Genomic DNA, 18,158 nt, shown 5'->3' on the forward strand with positions numbered 1-18,158 from the left:
ACGAATTTTTTAAAATTTCATTCCCCTAAATTTTCCGCTCATATTTTTATATTTATTTTGAATAATAAGTTTAAAAAAGGAGTTCTGTGCACGATGAACATAAAAATATACTGTCTGTTTATCTGGAGTATGATCGATTGGGTTTATTATAATTTCACTCGTTTACAATATGTTAAAAAAAGCTGCGGTGAAAAGACAATTTTGCGTGTTAGAGTTATCAAATATAAAGGACAAAACGTAATATTATCCGATGGAACTGAAATAAATAAAAATGATGTTCTTATAAAAATTCACCTTCATAATGTCAAACTATTAAGCCGATTTCACGAATTTAGTGAAATTAAAAGAGGGTTAGCTGTATATAAAAGTATTAAAGATTCGCTTCCATTTGTTTACCATTATTTAAATACGCATAAACAGGAATCAAAAATCAAAGGACTTATCGGTATTACATTGCTACATAAAGGGAGTAAAAAATTAGGGTTTGAGCCGGTTACGATTCAAAATTACTACTTTAGATCTTTTAAACGTGTGGCACTTTTTCCCATATATTTTTTAGCCTCATCCAATGCTATGAATAAAAGAGTTCCAGAACCGATGTATTTATTTATGTCGAAGAAATCATTAATGAAAAAATATCATTTAAGCTAATTACCAGTAATTACAAGTTAAACTTTACTCCCCTTCCTTTATAATGGTAATAGGGAGGGGACATTTTGCTATTTACTTCATTATTTTTATTATTAAGTTACTATGTATTTAGAGGATATAAGAACACAAAGTCTGTTGCGGTTAATGTGATAAAATTGGATGGCGGGGAGAATCAAGCTAAGTTAAGAATTCTTCACCTCTCCGATATGCATTTGGAAAACATTTCTGTTTCGCCAGAAATGATTACGGAAAATGTAAGAAATCATGATATAGATTTAATTGCACTAACCGGTGATTTTCTTGATCGGAAAAAAAGTATTCCAAAGCTAATTCCTTATCTAGAAGAACTACAAAAACTTGAACCGACACACGGGATCTATGCTGTTTTCGGCAATCATGATTATGTTCTTCAGGAACCGTATTTTAAGCAATTGCAAGAAGTATTAAATACTTATGGAATTAAAACGTTGCAAAATAATAACGAGTCTATCGATATAAATGGTAATCGCTTAAATATTATTGGAATTGATGATTTCAGTACAAGTCGCAGCGATGTGGAAAAATCATATGAAGGTACAGCAGAGGGATATAATCTCATTTTAACGCACGATCCAAATGTTGTCTTAGTAATGCAAAACTATCATTTTGACTACTTACTTTCTGGTCATTTTCATGGCGGACAAATTCATTGGCCAAAACCGTACCATTTAGTTAAAATGGGAAAACTCGTTAGAATGAATATGATTAAAGGATTGCACCGACATAACGGTAAGCCGTTTTATATTAGCGAAGGGCTCGGCCAAACTGGTGTAAACATTCGGATCGGCAGCCGTCCAGAAATTACGATTCATCAAATCGCATTAAAAGAAAATGCACGATCATCTCCAATTGCCGGTTAAAATAACTAAAAAACTTCCTAGCCTATCCTTTTTTTAGGTTGAGGAAGTTTTTCTTTATGATTTTAATTCGTCTAACTTTTCTTTAAGAATTTTACGAAGCTGTCGTTCAACGTTCCATTGCTCCATGTTTTTCGTTTTACAAATAACCCGGATAACAACTTCCGAAGAATTAAGTGATTCTACCCCTAAAACATCAGGACCTTCAATAATTGACTCCTCTGCTAAAGCTAGCATATCGCATGCTTGTTGCATGCGCATAATTGTCTCATCAATATCCGCTTCACAGGAAAGAGTAATATCAACGAGTGCACGCATATTACCACGGGAATGATTACTAACACTGGCAATTTCTCTGTTTGGGATATAATGAAGCGTTCCATCAAAACCTCTTAGTTTTGTTGTTCGGAGACCTATTTCTTCAATAATCCCATCAAATCCAGCTACTGTGACATAATCATCCACATCGATTTGTCTTTCCAACAGTATAAAAAATCCCGTAACGACATCACTGACTAATCCTTGGGCTCCAAATCCGATCGCTAGTCCAATAATACCAGCCCCGGCTAAAAGAGCTTTAATATCTAATCCAAAAAGTTCGAAGATGATACTGATAAATACGAATAGTAACATATAAGCATACACATTACTAGCAATGGATTGAAGTGTTTTTCTACGTCCAATAGAAATAGCATGTTCCTTTGCCGCTAATTCTCTTCTATGTTTTCTTTCAAACGATTTACGAATCGCCCTGTGACCAATTGATTTTACTAACATATATAATACAAAAAGGATGATTAGTTTTAATGCAATAATTCCCCAATCGAAAAAAACTTCACTCCAATTGATTTTATCTGACCAATTCGCCATATTCTTCCCCCTCAATTCTTTTATCTATGTAACCATCTATATGTTTACCCAATTATAACATGCATTAAACTTATATATTCGGTACTTTAGGCGCATGTATTTTTCCTCTTTCTTTTTTCAGTTTTTTTTGGTTTTATTGAAAAGGAGCTCGTGAAAGAGTGTTTTACATCTCAGAAAGGAAGTCTTACACGATGAGAAAAATTTTGTTTTTACCTTTTGCATTTTTATTGTTAGCTGGATGTACGTTGTTTTCATCATCTGATCCAAGTTTTTCTAGGGAGTTGTTCGATGACTATTATGATAAAGGGGAGTATAAAGAAGCATTAGCTTATGTAAATGAACGGATTGAGAAATATCCGGAAGATCCATATTTGCTAAGTGAAAAAGGATATATATTCTTGGAATTGGATGAATTTCAGGAAGCACTTGATGTGATCGATACGGCATTGGAATATGAAGAAGATATGGGTACAATATTTAATAACAAGGCTGTTGCGTTAAATGGTCTAGGCCGGTATGAAGAAGCAATCGACAATGCAAAAAAAGCAATCGAAATAGAGCCAAATGAGCCAGAACAGTATGCAAATATGGGAAACTCCTTATTTTATCTTGAACGATATGAGGAAGCATTAACCTATTATGATTTAGCATTGGATATTGAACCACAGCTAGACTTTGCATTATACGGTAAAGGATCGACACATTTTTATTTATATGAATATGAAGAATCAATTGAAGCTTTTGAATCATATTTAACACTTGCTCCTTTCGATTTAGATACTCTGTGGTACTTCGCGAATATATATGAAGAGCTTGAAGACTACGAAAAAGCAATCGAATACTTGGATCTGTTAATAGAAAACGGAGAAGAAGATATACTTAATACCTTGGATTATAAAGGATATTTACTAACTTTAATGGAGCGCTTCGATGATGCAATTGATGTATATGATAACTTGATTGAGCAATACCCTGATGAAGCATATAGCTATTACGGAAAGGGCGTCGCGTTAATTAATGTAGGTGAAATAGAGGAGGGCTTAGATCATTTATCTAAAGCAATTCATTCCGACCCTTCCATAGCCGATTGGGCTAACGAAGATCCTTTGTTAACCGATATTATTGATAATAAAAAATTTCAGAAGCTAGTGGATTAAACAATGTATCTATTTTAGGTACATTGTTTTTTTGTATTTCATTACCTATATCATTGAATCTATTTAATGGTATAATAACTGATATAAAACTATAAATTGTTCTGAAGCGGAGGACTATGATGGCAAAATTATTCTTTTATTATTCAACAATGGCTGCAGGAAAAAGCCTTGAAATTATTAAAGTTGCTTATAATTATGAAGTACAAGGAAAAAAAGTTATTGCGATGACCTCTCATATAGATGATCGTTTCGAAAAAGGAAAAATATGGAGTAGGGCAGGGTTTCAAATAGATGCTTACACATTCGATCACGAATTAAATATAAAGGAATTTATACTACAACTATCTGAAAAGCCTACCTCCGTTTTGATTGATGAAGCCCAGTTTTTGAAAAAAGATCAAGTTATACAACTTTCGGAACTTGTTGATAATCACAATATTACGGTTATGTGTTATGGACTTAAAAATGATTCCTTTAATCACTTGTTTGAAGGCTCAGAATACTTACTAATTTACGCCGATAATATTAAAGAACTAAAAACGGAGTGTTGGTTTTGTCATAAAAAAGCAATTATGAATCTCCGCTTTAATGAAGACGGGTACCCTATATATGAAGGGAAGCAAATCGAAATCGGCGGAAACGAAAAATATTTACCTGTCTGCAGAAAGTGTTATAAAGAGGTAAAATTTTTTAAACAACCAGTGGATATGAGTGAAAAAAGGGACTAAATTCGTCCCTTTATATAGCTTATAGTGAGTGCTTTATCACTACGAACTGATTCATAGCAAGCTTCAATTACACGCATATTATGGAATGTATTTTCTAGCTTATATTTCAATTCAGTCTTCCCATCCATGATTGCCCTGCGAAATATGTTCTACTTCCTATCGATACAGATCATTATTTAACGTCTCCATTCGAGTTTCATTCGCTTTTTCGATGATTATTTTTTCTCTCTCCGCCACGATTTCATTCCACTACTACTAGCAATCACTGTAACTTGTGCATTTATTAGCACGTATAAATGACGAAATAATTGTTTTTGTGCAATCCCGGCAGTACTTAAAACACCCCAACGTATTTAATCCAAATTAAATCCCTCCTTAAATCACCACTATCACTATGATACTTCATAAAAATACTACTCAATCTTTAATCTTAAAATAATTAATTTTACTGACTAAATTAGTAATAATTATGTGTTGAAATATAGGTGTTTGTGAAGGGAACAATTTGGATTAAAAGCGGCTCGACAATTGGGGCAAATATGATCGGATTCCAAATAAGCATTTATCGTCATTTCGTCACCACAAGCACCACATATAATAGCCTTTTGATTAAACTTGTCTTTCGGCCATTGTTTTGGCTTTCCGCATCCGGACTCTTGATGACACTGGTAACAAGGGAAATATGTTTTGCAACAATAAAATTTAATCGCAATTCGATCTTTTTCAGTATGATAATGGGTACACCGCGTTTCGTTATCGATAACGTTTCCTTTTACGATCTGCCCCTTTATTTCCATCGATATCAACTCCTAAAAGCTACTTGTTAAAATTATATCATAATAAAAAACCATAGCTAAGTTTGCTATGGGTTAAATAATCCGTATTTATGAAACAATCCGCATAATAAACTCTTTTAAGTCAACGATGCGAGGATATATTGGTTTTTCTGCTGTACCAGCAATAATCATCGGAACGTTGGATTCTTGCTTATGTAACGATCCATGAGCTGCACCACCTAGATGAGTAGGTGTTAATTGGCTTTTAAATTCATGACCTGGCTTAGAATTAACGACGATAAATCGACCGCTCTGAGAGTTCAATACACCATATAGACGTGCAAGTGCATCTGGAAAATCATTGTAAGTTAATGTACCATCTTTATTCAGTTTTAGATCTAACAGTTCAAGCTCCCCTCTTACTTTCCACGTTTGGCCAAACTCATCTTTCATTTCTTCACTACGTCTGTAATGTAATGAGCCTGGCTTTACACCAGATTCCACCCGAATCCACTCTTCTTCCTTCCAAGCGATGACATCGATTCGATTATCCTTTTTTAATCGTTCAACTAACGTTGTCATAGTGATTCTTTGATCTAAAACATAAATATAAGCCATTCGCTGATTTACGCAAAAGACGAGCTGATCTTTTCGATGGATAGGTCTTTCCAGTTTTGATATTTGATATTTATTAAAAGTTTTTCGTAAATCAATTAATGCTTTTTTGGTATCTACATGCATCGGCGCATGGCCATTATCTCCCATAACAAGCCATATGTTTCGCTCTAGTGCTTCATCCCAACTGGAATATAAGTTAAATATCTTTTGAATTTGTTTATCAATGCGGGAAATTCCTTTTAAATCCATCGGTCCTTTATAATGAATACGTAAGTCTAAATCTTGATAAATACAAAACGTAAAAGCTGGCAGTTTATCTTTCCGAATTAAATGACGTAATTCTCTAGAAACATATTTATAGTTTCCAGCTGCTATTTTTGCGGTAAAATTCCAAGGCTTTATTCTAGAAAAAGCTCCTAATGAAAAAGTTTGCGGTGCTTCTGCTATCCACTCCCCATCTTGAAAGTAAGTAAGTGTTGTAAGCAGTTTAGGCACTTTTAACTTCTGAGCAGTATTTCCCCGATATACAAATGAATTGATGGAGGCGGAAGGAATCCCTTGATTCGCTAAGTCTTCGTGAATTGTCGATACATTTGGACTTAAATGTTCATGATTCAGTCGGTAAAGCATGTTATGAATAGATCTTCTTGTTCCTAAACGCCATGTTTCCCTAAATCCTGTACCATAATTGACAACTTCTTTTTTGGTTGTATCAAACCAGTTTAAACCTGGTATATGGTGTTCATCAGCATAGGTACCCGTTAATAAACTACTGTCAATCGTCACGGACATCGTCGGGAACGAACTAACAACATCCGAAAGATAAATTCCTTTCTCCTTTAAAAACGCTAGTGCAGGAGCTCTTCCCGTTTGAACTGCAACCTCAAGAGGCTTTGACATTAACGAATCAATATTTAGCAAAATTACCGGTTTTTTATTCATCGACCCCATCCTCACCATTCTCATTGTCAAATAAGTTATACAACTTTAATGTAGACGATAGTGTGATAATATATACATCGGTATAATAGATAAAAATCGTTTAAATTTTTAGGAGGAATCCTTCATGCAAAACAAATTAATTTTAGCTTCTTCCTCACCAAGAAGGCAAGAGCTTTTGAAACAAGTAAATATTCCTTTTATAGTACAAGCTACAAATGTTGATGAATCGCAAATTACTACTAGTGTTCCAGAACAGAAAGTGAAACAATTAGCCATATTAAAAGGCAGCAGTGTGTCAATAACAGATCAAGTAGTTTTAGCTGCCGATACGGTTGTTTCCTATAACGGTGAAATTTTTGAAAAACCGAAAGATAAAACGGATGCTTTCGACATGATTTCGGCACTAAGTGGGCACGTCCATGAAGTATTTACCGGGGTGCTAATTCGATCTTCAGATGGAGAGGTCGTGTTTACGGAACGGACTGAAGTTGAATTTTGGCGCTTATCAAAAGAGGAAATAGACTGGTATATTTCTACAGATGAACCGTATGATAAGGCGGGAGCTTACGGGATTCAGAGTATTGGTGCGATGTTTGTGAAACAGATTGTCGGCGATTATTATAATGTCGTTGGACTACCATTATCTAGGGTTGTGAGGGAGCTTAAGAGATTTGCAATGTATCCAAAAAATGTCCCTGAAGTTTTTCATAAAATGCAAAGGTGAATTTGCCCCCTTTTTTCCATATCCACCACTTAATGTAGCAGTCCATCTAATCTTCTTTCCCTATGCTTCTCTTTTTTACTCGGTTCATAAAAATCGGAACAACCACATTATGTAAAAAATTAGTATTTTACGAGGTTACCCAAATAAACCACCGACTACATTTAGTAATCGGTGGGAGATATTTTTTATTTATCTAGATAAAGGCTAATAGATCAGATGAGCAATTAAAACGATAATCGGAATGGAAATTAATGTTCTTTGAATAAAGATAGCCAATAAATGCCAAAAATTAACTGGCATTTTTGAAATAAGGAGCAATGTACCCATTTCAGTTAAATATATAATTTGGACAATCGATAAGGCTCCAACGAAAAAGCGAGTTATTTCCGCTTCAATTCCCGATGCAAGCACTGCCGGCATAAACATATCGATAAAACCAGCTATTGTAGCAGGTGCCGCAGCTTGCGCTTCCGGAATTCGCATCAATTCTAAAAGATAGACCATTGGTTGCGAAATGATATTAAAAAATGATGTATATTCTGCAATAATTAGCGCGATTGTCCCTATTGCCATAACTTGAGGGATCAAAACAAAAGCGATACCGACAAACACGTCATACCCTTGTTTCAATTGTTCCTTTAATGAGCCGGCACTTTCAGCACGTTTTACAGCTTGCTCTAAACCCCAAGCAAATTTCGATTTATTTTTGGGTACAACTTCTGTGTAATGATTTTCTACATAAAAAGTATCAGGAATTCTTGAGACCGGTGGTATTCTAGGAATAACCATCGCGCAAACAATCCCTGCAATGACGATTGTTAGATAAAAAATTGGAAACATATGATCAACTTCAAGCACGCGTGCAATTACAAGACAGAACGGTAATGATACTGTCGAGAAATTCGTAGCTATAGCCACTGCTTCCCTACCTGTATAAAATCCACTATAATATTGTTCTCTAGTTAATACGACTCCCACGTTTACGTTACCTATCCAAGAAGCCAACAAATCGATAGCTGATCTTCCCGGCAACGTAAACAGCGGTTTGATAAACGCTCTAAGAATTGTGCCGGTGAATTCCATAATCCCGAAATTAATCAAATAAGGTAGCAAAAATGATGCGACTAAAAACCACATAATCAAGGTCGAAAGTAACCCTAACATGGTGCCACCAGTAATATCGGAATAAACGACTTCAAAACCAATTTGAAAATGCGTCATGACAATAGCGACCATTCCAATAATCCGAATAACCAACCAAAAAGCAGAAACACCAAATAAAGATACCATAGTTTTGGATGATGTAATGAACTTTGGTTTTAAAAAATACTCGACTACTGAAAGTAAAGTAGAAACTATGATGACCAAGGTAATAATAAATGGTAAAACGCCTTCAAATGCATTAATTAAAGACTCCGTAATTATACCAAGTGGAATATTAAACGCTTCACCTTCTTTGATCGGTACCAAAAATATAATGATACCGAATAATGAAGGGATAATAAATTTCAAGAGACCCGACTTTGTTATTTTATAGTCTTCATTCTTGTTTGTTTCATTAAGTTTCGCTTCCATAACAATCACACTCCATTTCTATTGTTATTCACGCAATAACGGAAAACTCATACAACGAGGACCACCACCACTTTTTAATACTTCTTTAAGATTTAATTGAATAATTTTAAAACCTTTTTTTTCAAGTTTGTCATTCACGTCTTCTGCCTGATTATGAGAAATAATAGTTTTATTACCAACACTAAGTAAATTACATTTATGCAAGAATACATCTTCTTTTGATACAGTAATTAATGTAAAGTCTTTTTCTTTTAAGTATTCTACAAATTCAACAGGAACCGCCTCCTCGCAAATTACTGCAGTCTTCTCTCCTATTACATTCATAATCATATCTAAATGTAAAAACTCTTCCGCAAAATCCACAGGAATAACATTTATCCCTAAATCGCTTAATGTGTTTTCAAGTTGTCTTACTCCAACTATATCTGAACGGATTCCAGTTCCGATTGCTACCGTATTTTCATCAAGATACATGAAATCTCCACCTTCAAATATACCTTCCGTGTGTTTATCATAGATATAGATATCATTTTCTTTAAACGTTTCTTCAACTAATCGGTGCTCGCCCCAACGGTATGGATTATAAAAACGACCAAAAACAATCCCCTTTGGAGTAGTAACCCCTAAGTCGCGAGTATTTACTTGATAAGGATAACGTACATGGTTTTTTGCAAGAATTACTTCCACTCCTTCATCTTCTAATGCTTTGATAAACTCTTCATGTTCTGCACATGCCTTTTTTGTATCAATATTATTTTCAGAATGCTTCTCTTGAATAACATTAATCGGCTGTAAAATTTTCAAATAATCGGGTTTACACAATAACACTTTTTTTAATCTTCCATATTCAGTTCTTTGATAATTTAACATTTTACTTCCTCCTTGGTATCGTTTTCATTTCCAATAAAAAGACTAAAGGTAGATCATACATTTACCTCTTTAGAGAATAAACTAGAAATTACTTCCTTAAGCACATACGGTGTATACAAAAATGCACTGTTTTTATGGATACGTTCTGATAATTTATGAGCATCTTTTCCAAACGGTCCGATATTGATCACTGGTGCCTGCAATGTTTGCATTTCTTCAAACGGTATACTGTACACATCTCCCCATACAGGTATATTGTTTCGATATGCCTGCCACCCATTGTCTGTTCCATTATAATTAACATAACTTAAATCGGAAATTCCATTAAAATAATGAATCTGTTTCGCTTGCACCCCAAATTTCTCCTGTAATGTCTCTTCGGACAATTTGATTTTTTCCTTAATCACTTCATTTTCGATTTTCGCTTGAGTTGACCGCGGGATAGTATGGTGGTGCAAAAAATAGTACGGTAGCTGGTGCAAGTTCTGAACAGTGCAACATAAGGGTGTCGGTTATTTGAATGGACATTTCCCGATCGTCTAATGATTCATCTGTCGTCACCAATTTAATTAATTCTTGAACCGCGTCCGCCCCAAATTTCTCTTCGGCATATGTTAGCAATTGACCATACTCTAATACTTTAATTTCTCCAATTGGTTCCATTCCTTTTCTCTTGCAAATTCCTAAATAATCATATTGACAGTTCTTCATTGCTCTTTCAGCAGTTGCCTTAAAAATATCCATGATCTCTCTTGCATTTCGTTCCATCATAAACACGTTATACAATGCATAGCTATGATGCGATGTCTGCGTGGAATAATCTAGTTTTAAATCGTTTACTTGCAAACATATTGGTAAAGGGGTTTCTTCTCCATAAACTTCCTCAACAAACTCTTCATTAAATTCCATTGCTTGTGTTAAGTAGGAAGCCATATAATGACTCGTCAAACCATTTAATGGTTCACCTGCATGTGTTTCCCGACCATAAAACAAGGCTGAAGGCATGATTTTACCGATGGTCCCAGAATATATATAATAATTTTCATCTCGTGGTGTTTGAGAAAATGATGGTTCACTATTCAAAAATAATTTATAGTGAAGATTATATCTCTCTCGTAATTCAGTTAGTCCTTTTACCTCTTCTCTCATTCCAGCTGAATTAACCTCTTCATCCGGCACAGTTACAAGCAGCAAATTAATGGGCCAGTTTTCATTACTTGCTTTTTCCAATAAATGCATATGTAAAGCAAGTCCCATCTTCATGTCCATCGTTCCCCGGCCAAATAAATATTCATTTGATTTCAAATCGACTTGTGCATCTTCAGTTAGTAGCTCCATACGATTTTTCAAGATTTTAGTTAATCTTTCAGGTTGAAAAGCCAGATCTCCTAGATCGCCATATTCTTCTGTATGGACAGTATCGAAGTGGCTTATCAAAACGATTGTTTCATCTGTAACTTCACTATTATAAAAAGCAGTAACCGCATTTCGTTCTCGCTCTGCATCATGCAAATTTATATGTGAACTATTTGTCTGAAAATAGTCTAGTTCTAGCAATTTTTCTTTCAATTTATGTGCAAAGTTAATTTCACCTTGTGTACCAGTTCTGCTATCACAACTTACTAATTCGCATAATAATGCACGTAATTGTTCAGAATTACTCCACTTTGTATTCCCCATGCAACCCCTCCCTTAATAGATTACTTTCTATTATTTATTTTCGCTCTTGTTATAATAATTTAAAAATCTTTTTTCAATGTTATTCATATGGACGATCATTTTATTTCTCGCTAAAATTACATCCTTTTCTACTAAAGCATCAACTATTTCTTCATGTTCTTGATAGGCTTCTTCTGCACTTTGAACAACTGTACTCGATAAAATTAAGAATGCACGGTTGACTCCAGTGTTCATCCGGTGTAGCGTCTTCCGAAACTCACTATTTTGATTAAGTTGCGCTAATAGTAAATGAAAGTCTCTATCTAATTCAATAAAAGTTTTATAATTATCTTCTTTGATAGCAGCTAATTGTTCCTTCAAGTTTTCTTTTAAAACTTTTATGAAGGGTTCATCTACTTTAGAAATTATCTTTTCAATATTTTTCACTTCCAAAATACTTCTAAGTTCCATATAATTCAACGAATCTTCTTTCGTAAAGCCCTCCACGACAGCAGGCTTACCTGTCTGATGTTGAATCAAACCTTCCACGTCCAAACGGTTCAACGCATCACGAAGCGGGGTACGACTAATACCCATTTCTTTTGCTAATCTTTCTTCCGGTAAAGATTCTCCTGCCTTAAGTTTACCTGTAGTGATCGCTTCTTTAAGTAAGTTATATGCTTGGTCTGCTAACGTTTCCGTCGGTCGGATTACTCGCAAGGAAATCACCTCTTTCCAACTTACGTATACTGTATACAAATAGTATAGAGTATGTTATTGTATTTGTAAACACTTTCATGTAAATATTTTTTACATAATGATTTTACTAAATTTAATAAAATGGAGTGATTATATGGTACAAAGCAGTAAACAAATAATCGAAACAACAGAACAATATGGTGCTCGAAATTATTCGCCACTACCTGTCGTTATATCGAAAGCTTCAGGAATATGGGTTGAAGATCCAGAAGGAAATCGTTATATGGACTTTTTAAGTGCCTATTCGGCCGTTAACCAAGGGCATTGTCATCCTAAAATTTTGGAAGCACTACAAAAACAAACTGAACGAGTAACATTAACTTCACGCGCTTTTCATAATGATCAGCTTGATCCTTGGTACGAAAAAATTTGTAAACTGACAAATAAAGAAATGGCGTTACCGATGAATACGGGAGCAGAAGCAGTAGAGACAGCAATTAAAACTGCTCGTCGCTGAGCTTATGAAGTAAAAGATGTAGCGGAAGACAAAGCTGAAATAATTGCTTGTGTCGATAACTTCCACGGTCGTACGATGGCTGCTGTATCTCTTTCTTCTGAACCAGCAAATAAACGTGGATTTGGCCCTATGCTTCCAGGATTCAAAGTTGTTCCTTTTGGAGATATTGATGCATTAAAAGCTGCAATTAATGAAAATACAGCCGGTTTTTTAATTGAACCTATCCAAGGAGAAGCAGGAGTCAATATCCCTCCTGAAGGTTTCTTAAGAGAAGCATACGAACTTTGTCAAAAAGAAAATGTCCTGTTTATTGCTGATGAAATTCAAGCCGGTCTTGGTCGTAGTGGTAAATTTTTAGCATGTGACTGGGAAGATGTTGAACCAGACATTATTTTCTTAGGTAAAGCGCTTGGTGGCGGAGTCTTCCCTATCTCATGTGTGGTAGCAAATGAATCGATTCTAGGAGTGTTTGAACCTGGTTCACATGGCTCCACATTTGGCGGAAATCCGCTGGCTTGTGCAGTTTCAGTAGCTGCTCTCGATGTAATTGTTGATAACAAATTGCCGGAACGCTCAGAACAATTAGGAAACTACGTCATAAGTGAACTGAAAAAAATCGATAATCCAATCATCAAAGAAATTCGTAGAAAAGGATTATTCATTGGAGTTGAGTTAACAGAATTAGCTCGTCCTTACTGCGAGGCTCTAATGAAGGAAGGACTGCTTTGTAAAGAAACACATGATTATGTGATTCGTTTAGCCCCACCATTAGTGATTGAAAAAGAAGACCTAGACTGGGCCATCGACAAAATTAAGGCTGTATTAAATAAATAATGTCATTTAAAAGGCGCATGATTGGCTTATGTGCCTTTTTTGGAAGGTAAGAAACTCTCATGGCGGTCAAAAGCACACCGCCACCATCTATCATGAAAAGTATTTACATACAAAAGTATAAAACTTTCTTACTCCATAAGTTCAACCTTGGCTTTCGCCATAAAGGCTTGGCGATAAGCCAAGTTTTTAATTTCCATCACTTATTTAATTGATGCTATAAAGTTCTCCATCCGGTCTAACCCTTCTTTTAAGTTTTCCAGCGAATTTGCGTACGAAATTCGGATGAAACCTTCTCCGTATTTTGTAAATCCACTCCCCGGAACAACTGCCACATGTTCTTTTTCTAGTAATTGTTCGGCAAATTCGAGAGAAGATACATTTATATTCTTTATCGAAGGAAAAATATAAAATGCCCCTGTTGGTTGAATGGCATCCAATCCCATCTTCCTTAATCTATTTTGAACATAATCACGCCGTTCTATATATGCTTTGTTCATTTCCTTTGGAGTATCCCGGCAATTTTCCAAGGCTTCAATAGCCGCAAATTGACTTGGCAACGAAGCACATATTGCATTATGCAAATGAACTTTCAACACTTGTTCCATTAAATTTTTAGCCCCAAGCACATAACCAATTCTCCATCCAGTCATCGCATGGGATTTTGATAAACCGTGTAGCAAAAATAATTTATTTCTTAATTCTGGATAGGCTGCAAAAGAATGATGCTGTCCGGAAAATGTATTTTCACTATAAATTTCATCAGAAATAACAAATACTTCATGCTTACTCAATACATCAACGATTTTGTCCAACCGTTCTTTCGGGATCGTTACACCAGTTGGGTTTGAAGGATAATTCAAAATGACCGCTTTAGTTTTTTCCGTTATTAGACCTTCTAGTTTTTCAGGATCAGGTAAAAATCCGGTCGCTGATGTGTCCAAGTAAACTACCTTTGCTCCTTCCAGATGAACAATAGGTACATAAGCAGAGTAGATAGGAGCAGGTATAATTACCTCATCCCCTTCCTCCAAAATAGTTCTAAGAACAGCGTCAATCCCTTCACTGGCACCTATTGTGATAACGATTTCAGTTTCTGGATCATAACGAAAATGATATGTATCTTCAAAAAAATTCGCTACACTTTCTCTTAACTCAAGTAATCCAGCATTATGGGAATAGCCAGTTAAATTATTTTGAATTGCTGTCATTCCAGCTTTTTTCACCAATTCAGGAGTAGAAAAATCAGGTTCACCAATTGTTAAATTAATTCCATTTTCAAATTGAGCTACTTTATTTGCAAATATTCTAATCCGAGGTACGCTAATATCTTTTACACGGTCATTTATCCTGTTTAACATAAAATCACTCCTATATATAAGAACAACACTTCATAGTATACTGTATACAATCATTGTAGATTATGTTAAACTATTTGTAAACATTAAAGAAAGTTATCTATATTTCTAATGATTACAAAGTAACCGTTAACATCGACATTAACAATAAAGGAGGAGATTCTGTGGAAGACACAGCAAAAGTTTGGATTTTAGATGATGAAGGATTAAACCATGAGAAAGAGATTAAAATGTATAAACAGCATAATATCGGATATAAGATAACAACTAAGGATACCTTTGAAAAAGATTTGGACAACTACGGGAAACTGGCTGACGCAATTGTTGCTCAGGTTGGTTTCCAATGTCCAGCTGAATTGATTAACAAGTTAGAGCAGTGCAAAATCATCTGTACATTTGGCATGGGTTTTAACAATGTCGACCTTGAAGCAGCAAAAGCTCGGAATATATACGTTTGCAATATCCCTGACTATTGTGCAGAAGAAGTCTCAGACCACACACTAGCTTTAAGCCTTTCGATGCTGCGGAAATTATTTACCTATAATAAAAAGGTAAAAGGCGGAATTTGGAATCCAACAGATTCAGAACCAATTCACCGATTAAGCCATACTATTGTTGGACTACTTGGATTTGGTCAAATCGCTCGAAAAGTAGCGAATAGATTTGAAGCGTTTGGCGTCAAACTCATTGCTCATGATAAGTTTGTTGATGAAGATGTATTTAAACAATTTGGTGTCACTTCTGTCTCTTTGGATGAACTACTGGAACAATCGAATTTACTTAGTTTGCACGTACCACTAACAAAAGAGACTAAAAATTTACTTGATGAAGAAAGAATGAGAAAGCTTCCTAAAGGTGCAATTATTATCAATACATGTCGTGGTGGCATTATTGATGAAGAGGCTTTAGCAACACTAATTAAAGAGAAGCATCTCTCTGGAGCAGGGTTAGACGTATTATTACAGGAACCTCCGAAAAAAAGTAACGAATTACTCCAATTAGAAGAAGCAATTATAACACCCCATGCTGCATACTATTCGGTGGAAGCGGAAGAACAAATGCAGACTGAAACAGCGTTAAATGTAATAAGAGTTATTCAAAACGAACAGCCGAAAAATATTGTAAACAGTCTTTAAATGAAAAGCGATTATTGTGAATAGACGGGTAGCGTTCTATTCACAATAACCGCTTTCCTTTTACTTCTTTCTCTTTTGAATTATATGTATACAACAAAAACGCTTGGTATCATATCCAAACGTTTCTAGTAGAATCCGTTATGAAATAACATTTAAATATAAATCTAATGAATCATCTACTTCCTTTGCAACTAACTGAATAAAATCATCATAGTCTTTTTCAGTATGTGCTTTATCTAATGCTTCATAATACTGCAAGCGATTTTCCACTTTAATGACAACTGGAGGAAAACCTTCTTTCATCAGTTCTAAATTTAGTAATAAACGAGACGTGCGTCCATTACCGTCAATAAAGGGATGAATACCAACGAAAATTACGTGTAACATCGCTCCTCGACTAACCGGATGTAGTTGGTCCGCTTCTTGTCCATACCAATTTATAAGTTCATCCATTTGTTCTTTAATAAGGAATGGAGCTGGTGGTATATGTTTAGCGCCAGAAATAAACACTTGCTGGTCTCGGTAAACTCCTATGTACTTTTCGTCTATTCCTTTAAGTATAAGGCGATGTATATTTTTAATCTGCCACTCAGATAAAGGTTCATTAGATTGAACAATTTCTTCTACATACGTTATGGCATCGCGATGATTTATTACCTCCAAATGTTCACGCATCGTTTTTCCACCGACTGTAATACCTTCAAGAACAACTTTCGTTTCATTTATTGTTAATGTATTTCCTTCTATTGCGTTTGAATGATATGTCCATTCAAGCAATAATTTTTCGCGTAAACTTTTTAATGTATAATTTGGTAAAGGTCTTTTTTCATCAAGAAGCGCTTTTTTTTGATCAATTTGTTCAAACACTTCATCTCACCCCTCAAAGTTTTACTAAATTTATTAGAATGATTAAGTAAGACTCCCTATTCTTTCACTTTTCAGTTATGTAAATTACGGCAATTTCGTCTATTATAACATAATATGGAAAAAACTAAAGTAAGCTCTCATTCCAATTGCAATTATCTCTTTTAACGATTGATGATTATCCAACCTTAATCTTCTTCCCTTTCGCTTCCGCTTGTTTTACTTCTTTTTTACTTGGCTCATAAAAACGGAACAGTCGTGGGTTTGCGAGGATGAACAAAATTCTGTGTAAAAACAAAACGGCTAAATAGATCGGTAAAATACCTAAACTCAAAAAAATGAAGGATGTTATATAATCTTCAAACGGATTTCCTTTTACATAAAAATGATAAAAATTATAACCGTTACTAGGTAAAAGCAGCATTATGATCCGCAGTAATTCAAGTAATACATTTTTCTGACCATATGTCCATTTCATATTTGCATATTTTTTAAAGATATATTGTGTAAAATAAATGATCCACCCGATGTAAAAAAGAACTGATATAATGAAAAATGCACTTGATTCAATTTGTGCATCTATATAAACTATTTTTTGGGCAACTAAAAACATACACAATACCAGTACCACACTGTTTGCTAAAACGAAATAAAGCATTTCCATTTGGGTGGAATAAGAGTTTCTTACAAGAATAGTAACTGCCCATCCATTAATAAAGATAACCGGAATAATAATAGCAAGAAAAAAGCCTTTATGAAACGTATTTCCTACCACTGGAAGAATACATATGGCATCTAATAAAAGGAAAGTCAAAAATAAAATCCATGTTTTAACATCTTTAACATGGATTGGATGAAGCTGAGTCCAAACATGGCTTGGGATATATTTTCTTCTAATAGACTCATCTATTTTTAACATGCTTACTCCACAACCACCGCTGTTCCATATGCAATGACTTCTGCTGCTGCGGTCATCACTTGCGCCGTTTGATAGCGCATCCCAACAACTGCATTGGCACCAAGTGCTTCCGCTTCTTTTACCATGCGCTGGAGTGCTTCTTCTCTTGCTTCTCTCATGAGATCAGAATATCCTTTAATTTCCCCACCAACAAGCGTCTTAAAGCTAGCGCCGATATCCCGTCCGACATGTTTCGCTTTTACTGTACTTCCTTGTGCTAATCCTTTTACCTCAGTAATATTTTTTCCTGGTATGTCATTCGTCGTTACAATGATCATTTTGCTCGCTCCTTCTAGTTCTTTCTTTAAATTCTATTATACTGGTTCACC

At 35.0% G+C, this 18,158-nt stretch carries 18 protein-coding genes and 1 pseudogene; 7 read left to right on the forward strand and 12 right to left on the reverse strand.

The genetic code is table 11. The annotated features are described in order from the left end of the window. Positions 1-93: 93 nt before the first annotated feature. Both SPD89_RS14105 and SPD89_RS14110 read left to right on the forward strand, forming a co-directional pair. Positions 94-651, forward strand: coding sequence for a YkoP family protein (locus SPD89_RS14105; RefSeq protein ID WP_336262589.1), 558 nt, complete (start codon positions 94-96; stop codon positions 649-651). 62 nt (positions 652-713) lie between these two features. Then, entirely contained in the window at positions 714-1,550 is an 837-nt protein-coding gene (locus tag SPD89_RS14110) for a metallophosphoesterase (RefSeq protein ID WP_336262606.1), read from the forward strand. A gap of 54 nt (positions 1,551-1,604) precedes the next feature. Here the strand turns inward: SPD89_RS14110 and SPD89_RS14115 are convergent, their stop codons facing one another. After that, the gene (locus SPD89_RS14115) at positions 1,605-2,417 is read right to left on the reverse strand and encodes a mechanosensitive ion channel family protein (RefSeq protein ID WP_336262590.1); all 813 of its coding nucleotides are present in this window, start codon (positions 2,415-2,417) and stop codon (positions 1,605-1,607) included. Between the two features lie 191 nt (positions 2,418-2,608). Between SPD89_RS14115 and SPD89_RS14120 the strand changes: the two genes are divergently transcribed. Next, positions 2,609-3,574, forward strand: a complete 966-nt coding sequence (locus tag SPD89_RS14120) for a tetratricopeptide repeat protein (RefSeq protein ID WP_336262591.1) — start codon at positions 2,609-2,611, stop codon at positions 3,572-3,574. 119 nt (positions 3,575-3,693) lie between these two features. After that, positions 3,694-4,302 carry a thymidine kinase gene (locus SPD89_RS14125; protein WP_336262592.1) on the forward strand — a complete coding sequence of 203 codons (609 nt, stop codon included), beginning with the start codon at positions 3,694-3,696 and terminating at the stop codon, positions 4,300-4,302. A 467-nt stretch (positions 4,303-4,769) separates the two neighbouring features. Here SPD89_RS14125 and SPD89_RS14130 read toward each other — a convergent pair whose 3' ends face one another. Both SPD89_RS14130 and SPD89_RS14135 read right to left on the reverse strand, forming a co-directional pair. Further along, positions 4,770-5,099, reverse strand: coding sequence for a CHY zinc finger protein (locus SPD89_RS14130; RefSeq protein ID WP_336262593.1), 330 nt, complete (start codon positions 5,097-5,099; stop codon positions 4,770-4,772). Positions 5,100-5,186: 87 nt separating this feature from the next. Beyond that, entirely contained in the window at positions 5,187-6,638 is a 1,452-nt protein-coding gene (locus SPD89_RS14135) for an alkaline phosphatase family protein (protein WP_336262594.1), read from the reverse strand. A 124-nt stretch (positions 6,639-6,762) separates the two neighbouring features. Between SPD89_RS14135 and SPD89_RS14140 the strand changes: the two genes are divergently transcribed. After that, entirely contained in the window at positions 6,763-7,362 is a 600-nt protein-coding gene (locus SPD89_RS14140; protein ID WP_336262595.1) for a Maf family protein, read from the forward strand. A 204-nt stretch (positions 7,363-7,566) separates the two neighbouring features. Here SPD89_RS14140 and SPD89_RS14145 read toward each other — a convergent pair whose 3' ends face one another. The 5 genes from SPD89_RS14145 to SPD89_RS14165 are packed head-to-tail and all read right to left on the reverse strand — an operon-like array spanning position 7,567 to position 12,186. Then, a complete protein-coding gene (locus SPD89_RS14145) occupies positions 7,567-8,937 on the reverse strand; it encodes a YjiH family protein (protein WP_336262596.1) in 1,371 nt (456 codons plus the stop codon). Between the two features lie 24 nt (positions 8,938-8,961). Continuing rightward, the gene (locus tag SPD89_RS14150; RefSeq protein WP_336262597.1) at positions 8,962-9,807 is read right to left on the reverse strand and encodes a dimethylarginine dimethylaminohydrolase family protein; all 846 of its coding nucleotides are present in this window, start codon (positions 9,805-9,807) and stop codon (positions 8,962-8,964) included. Positions 9,808-9,860: 53 nt separating this feature from the next. Continuing rightward, positions 9,861-10,160: a hypothetical protein gene (locus tag SPD89_RS14155; protein ID WP_336262598.1), complete on the reverse strand. Its 300-nt coding sequence runs from the start codon at positions 10,158-10,160 to the stop codon at positions 9,861-9,863. A 55-nt stretch (positions 10,161-10,215) separates the two neighbouring features. After that, positions 10,216-11,487: a M20/M25/M40 family metallo-hydrolase gene (locus SPD89_RS14160; protein ID WP_336262599.1), complete on the reverse strand. Its 1,272-nt coding sequence runs from the start codon at positions 11,485-11,487 to the stop codon at positions 10,216-10,218. 30 nt (positions 11,488-11,517) lie between these two features. After that, positions 11,518-12,186, reverse strand: coding sequence for a GntR family transcriptional regulator (locus SPD89_RS14165; protein WP_336262600.1), 669 nt, complete (start codon positions 12,184-12,186; stop codon positions 11,518-11,520). 133 nt (positions 12,187-12,319) lie between these two features. Between SPD89_RS14165 and SPD89_RS14170 the strand changes: the two are divergent. After that, positions 12,320-13,516, forward strand: a pseudogene (locus SPD89_RS14170) (ornithine--oxo-acid transaminase). A 200-nt stretch (positions 13,517-13,716) separates the two neighbouring features. Here SPD89_RS14170 and SPD89_RS14175 read toward each other — a convergent pair. Continuing rightward, complete coding sequence (locus SPD89_RS14175; RefSeq protein WP_336262601.1) at positions 13,717-14,874, reverse strand: aminotransferase class I/II-fold pyridoxal phosphate-dependent enzyme; 1,158 nt, start codon at positions 14,872-14,874, stop codon at positions 13,717-13,719. 161 nt (positions 14,875-15,035) lie between these two features. Between SPD89_RS14175 and SPD89_RS14180 the strand changes: the two genes are divergently transcribed. Next, entirely contained in the window at positions 15,036-16,007 is a 972-nt protein-coding gene (locus SPD89_RS14180; protein ID WP_336262602.1) for a C-terminal binding protein, read from the forward strand. Positions 16,008-16,145: 138 nt separating this feature from the next. Here the strand turns inward: SPD89_RS14180 and SPD89_RS14185 are convergent, their stop codons facing one another. The 3 genes from SPD89_RS14185 to SPD89_RS14195 all read right to left on the reverse strand — a co-directional run bounded on the left by SPD89_RS14185 (position 16,146) and on the right by SPD89_RS14195 (position 18,107). Beyond that, complete coding sequence (locus tag SPD89_RS14185; protein ID WP_336262603.1) at positions 16,146-16,874, reverse strand: Fic family protein; 729 nt, start codon at positions 16,872-16,874, stop codon at positions 16,146-16,148. Between the two features lie 175 nt (positions 16,875-17,049). Then, on the reverse strand, positions 17,050-17,790 hold the full coding sequence (locus SPD89_RS14190; RefSeq protein WP_336262604.1) for a hypothetical protein: 741 nt from the start codon (positions 17,788-17,790) through the stop codon (positions 17,050-17,052). Between the two features lie 2 nt (positions 17,791-17,792). Continuing rightward, on the reverse strand, positions 17,793-18,107 hold the full coding sequence (locus SPD89_RS14195; protein ID WP_336262605.1) for a YbjQ family protein: 315 nt from the start codon (positions 18,105-18,107) through the stop codon (positions 17,793-17,795). Positions 18,108-18,158: the final 51 nt, after the last annotated feature.

The sequence above is a fragment of the Pseudogracilibacillus sp. SO30301A genome (assembly GCF_037072025.1).
Lineage (GTDB): Bacteria > Bacillota > Bacilli > Bacillales > Amphibacillaceae > Pseudogracilibacillus.

What these genes read in the sequence shown, in the direction of transcription:
- SPD89_RS14105 (WP_336262589.1), top strand. Translation starts at nt 94, where the DNA reads ATGAACATAAAAATATACTGTCTGTTTATCTGGAGTATGATCGATTGG.
- SPD89_RS14115 (WP_336262590.1), bottom strand. Translation starts at nt 2,417, where the DNA reads ATGGCGAATTGGTCAGATAAAATCAATTGGAGTGAAGTTTTTTTCGAT.
- SPD89_RS14120 (WP_336262591.1), top strand. Translation starts at nt 2,609, where the DNA reads ATGAGAAAAATTTTGTTTTTACCTTTTGCATTTTTATTGTTAGCTGGA.
- SPD89_RS14125 (WP_336262592.1), top strand. Translation starts at nt 3,694, where the DNA reads ATGGCAAAATTATTCTTTTATTATTCAACAATGGCTGCAGGAAAAAGC.
- SPD89_RS14130 (WP_336262593.1), bottom strand. Translation starts at nt 5,099, where the DNA reads ATGGAAATAAAGGGGCAGATCGTAAAAGGAAACGTTATCGATAACGAA.
- SPD89_RS14135 (WP_336262594.1), bottom strand. Translation starts at nt 6,638, where the DNA reads ATGAATAAAAAACCGGTAATTTTGCTAAATATTGATTCGTTAATGTCA.
- SPD89_RS14140 (WP_336262595.1), top strand. Translation starts at nt 6,763, where the DNA reads ATGCAAAACAAATTAATTTTAGCTTCTTCCTCACCAAGAAGGCAAGAG.
- SPD89_RS14145 (WP_336262596.1), bottom strand. Translation starts at nt 8,937, where the DNA reads ATGGAAGCGAAACTTAATGAAACAAACAAGAATGAAGACTATAAAATA.
- SPD89_RS14150 (WP_336262597.1), bottom strand. Translation starts at nt 9,807, where the DNA reads ATGTTAAATTATCAAAGAACTGAATATGGAAGATTAAAAAAAGTGTTA.
- SPD89_RS14160 (WP_336262599.1), bottom strand. Translation starts at nt 11,487, where the DNA reads ATGGGGAATACAAAGTGGAGTAATTCTGAACAATTACGTGCATTATTA.
- SPD89_RS14175 (WP_336262601.1), bottom strand. Translation starts at nt 14,874, where the DNA reads ATGTTAAACAGGATAAATGACCGTGTAAAAGATATTAGCGTACCTCGG.
- SPD89_RS14190 (WP_336262604.1), bottom strand. Translation starts at nt 17,790, where the DNA reads ATGTTAAAAATAGATGAGTCTATTAGAAGAAAATATATCCCAAGCCAT.
- SPD89_RS14195 (WP_336262605.1), bottom strand. Translation starts at nt 18,107, where the DNA reads ATGATCATTGTAACGACGAATGACATACCAGGAAAAAATATTACTGAG.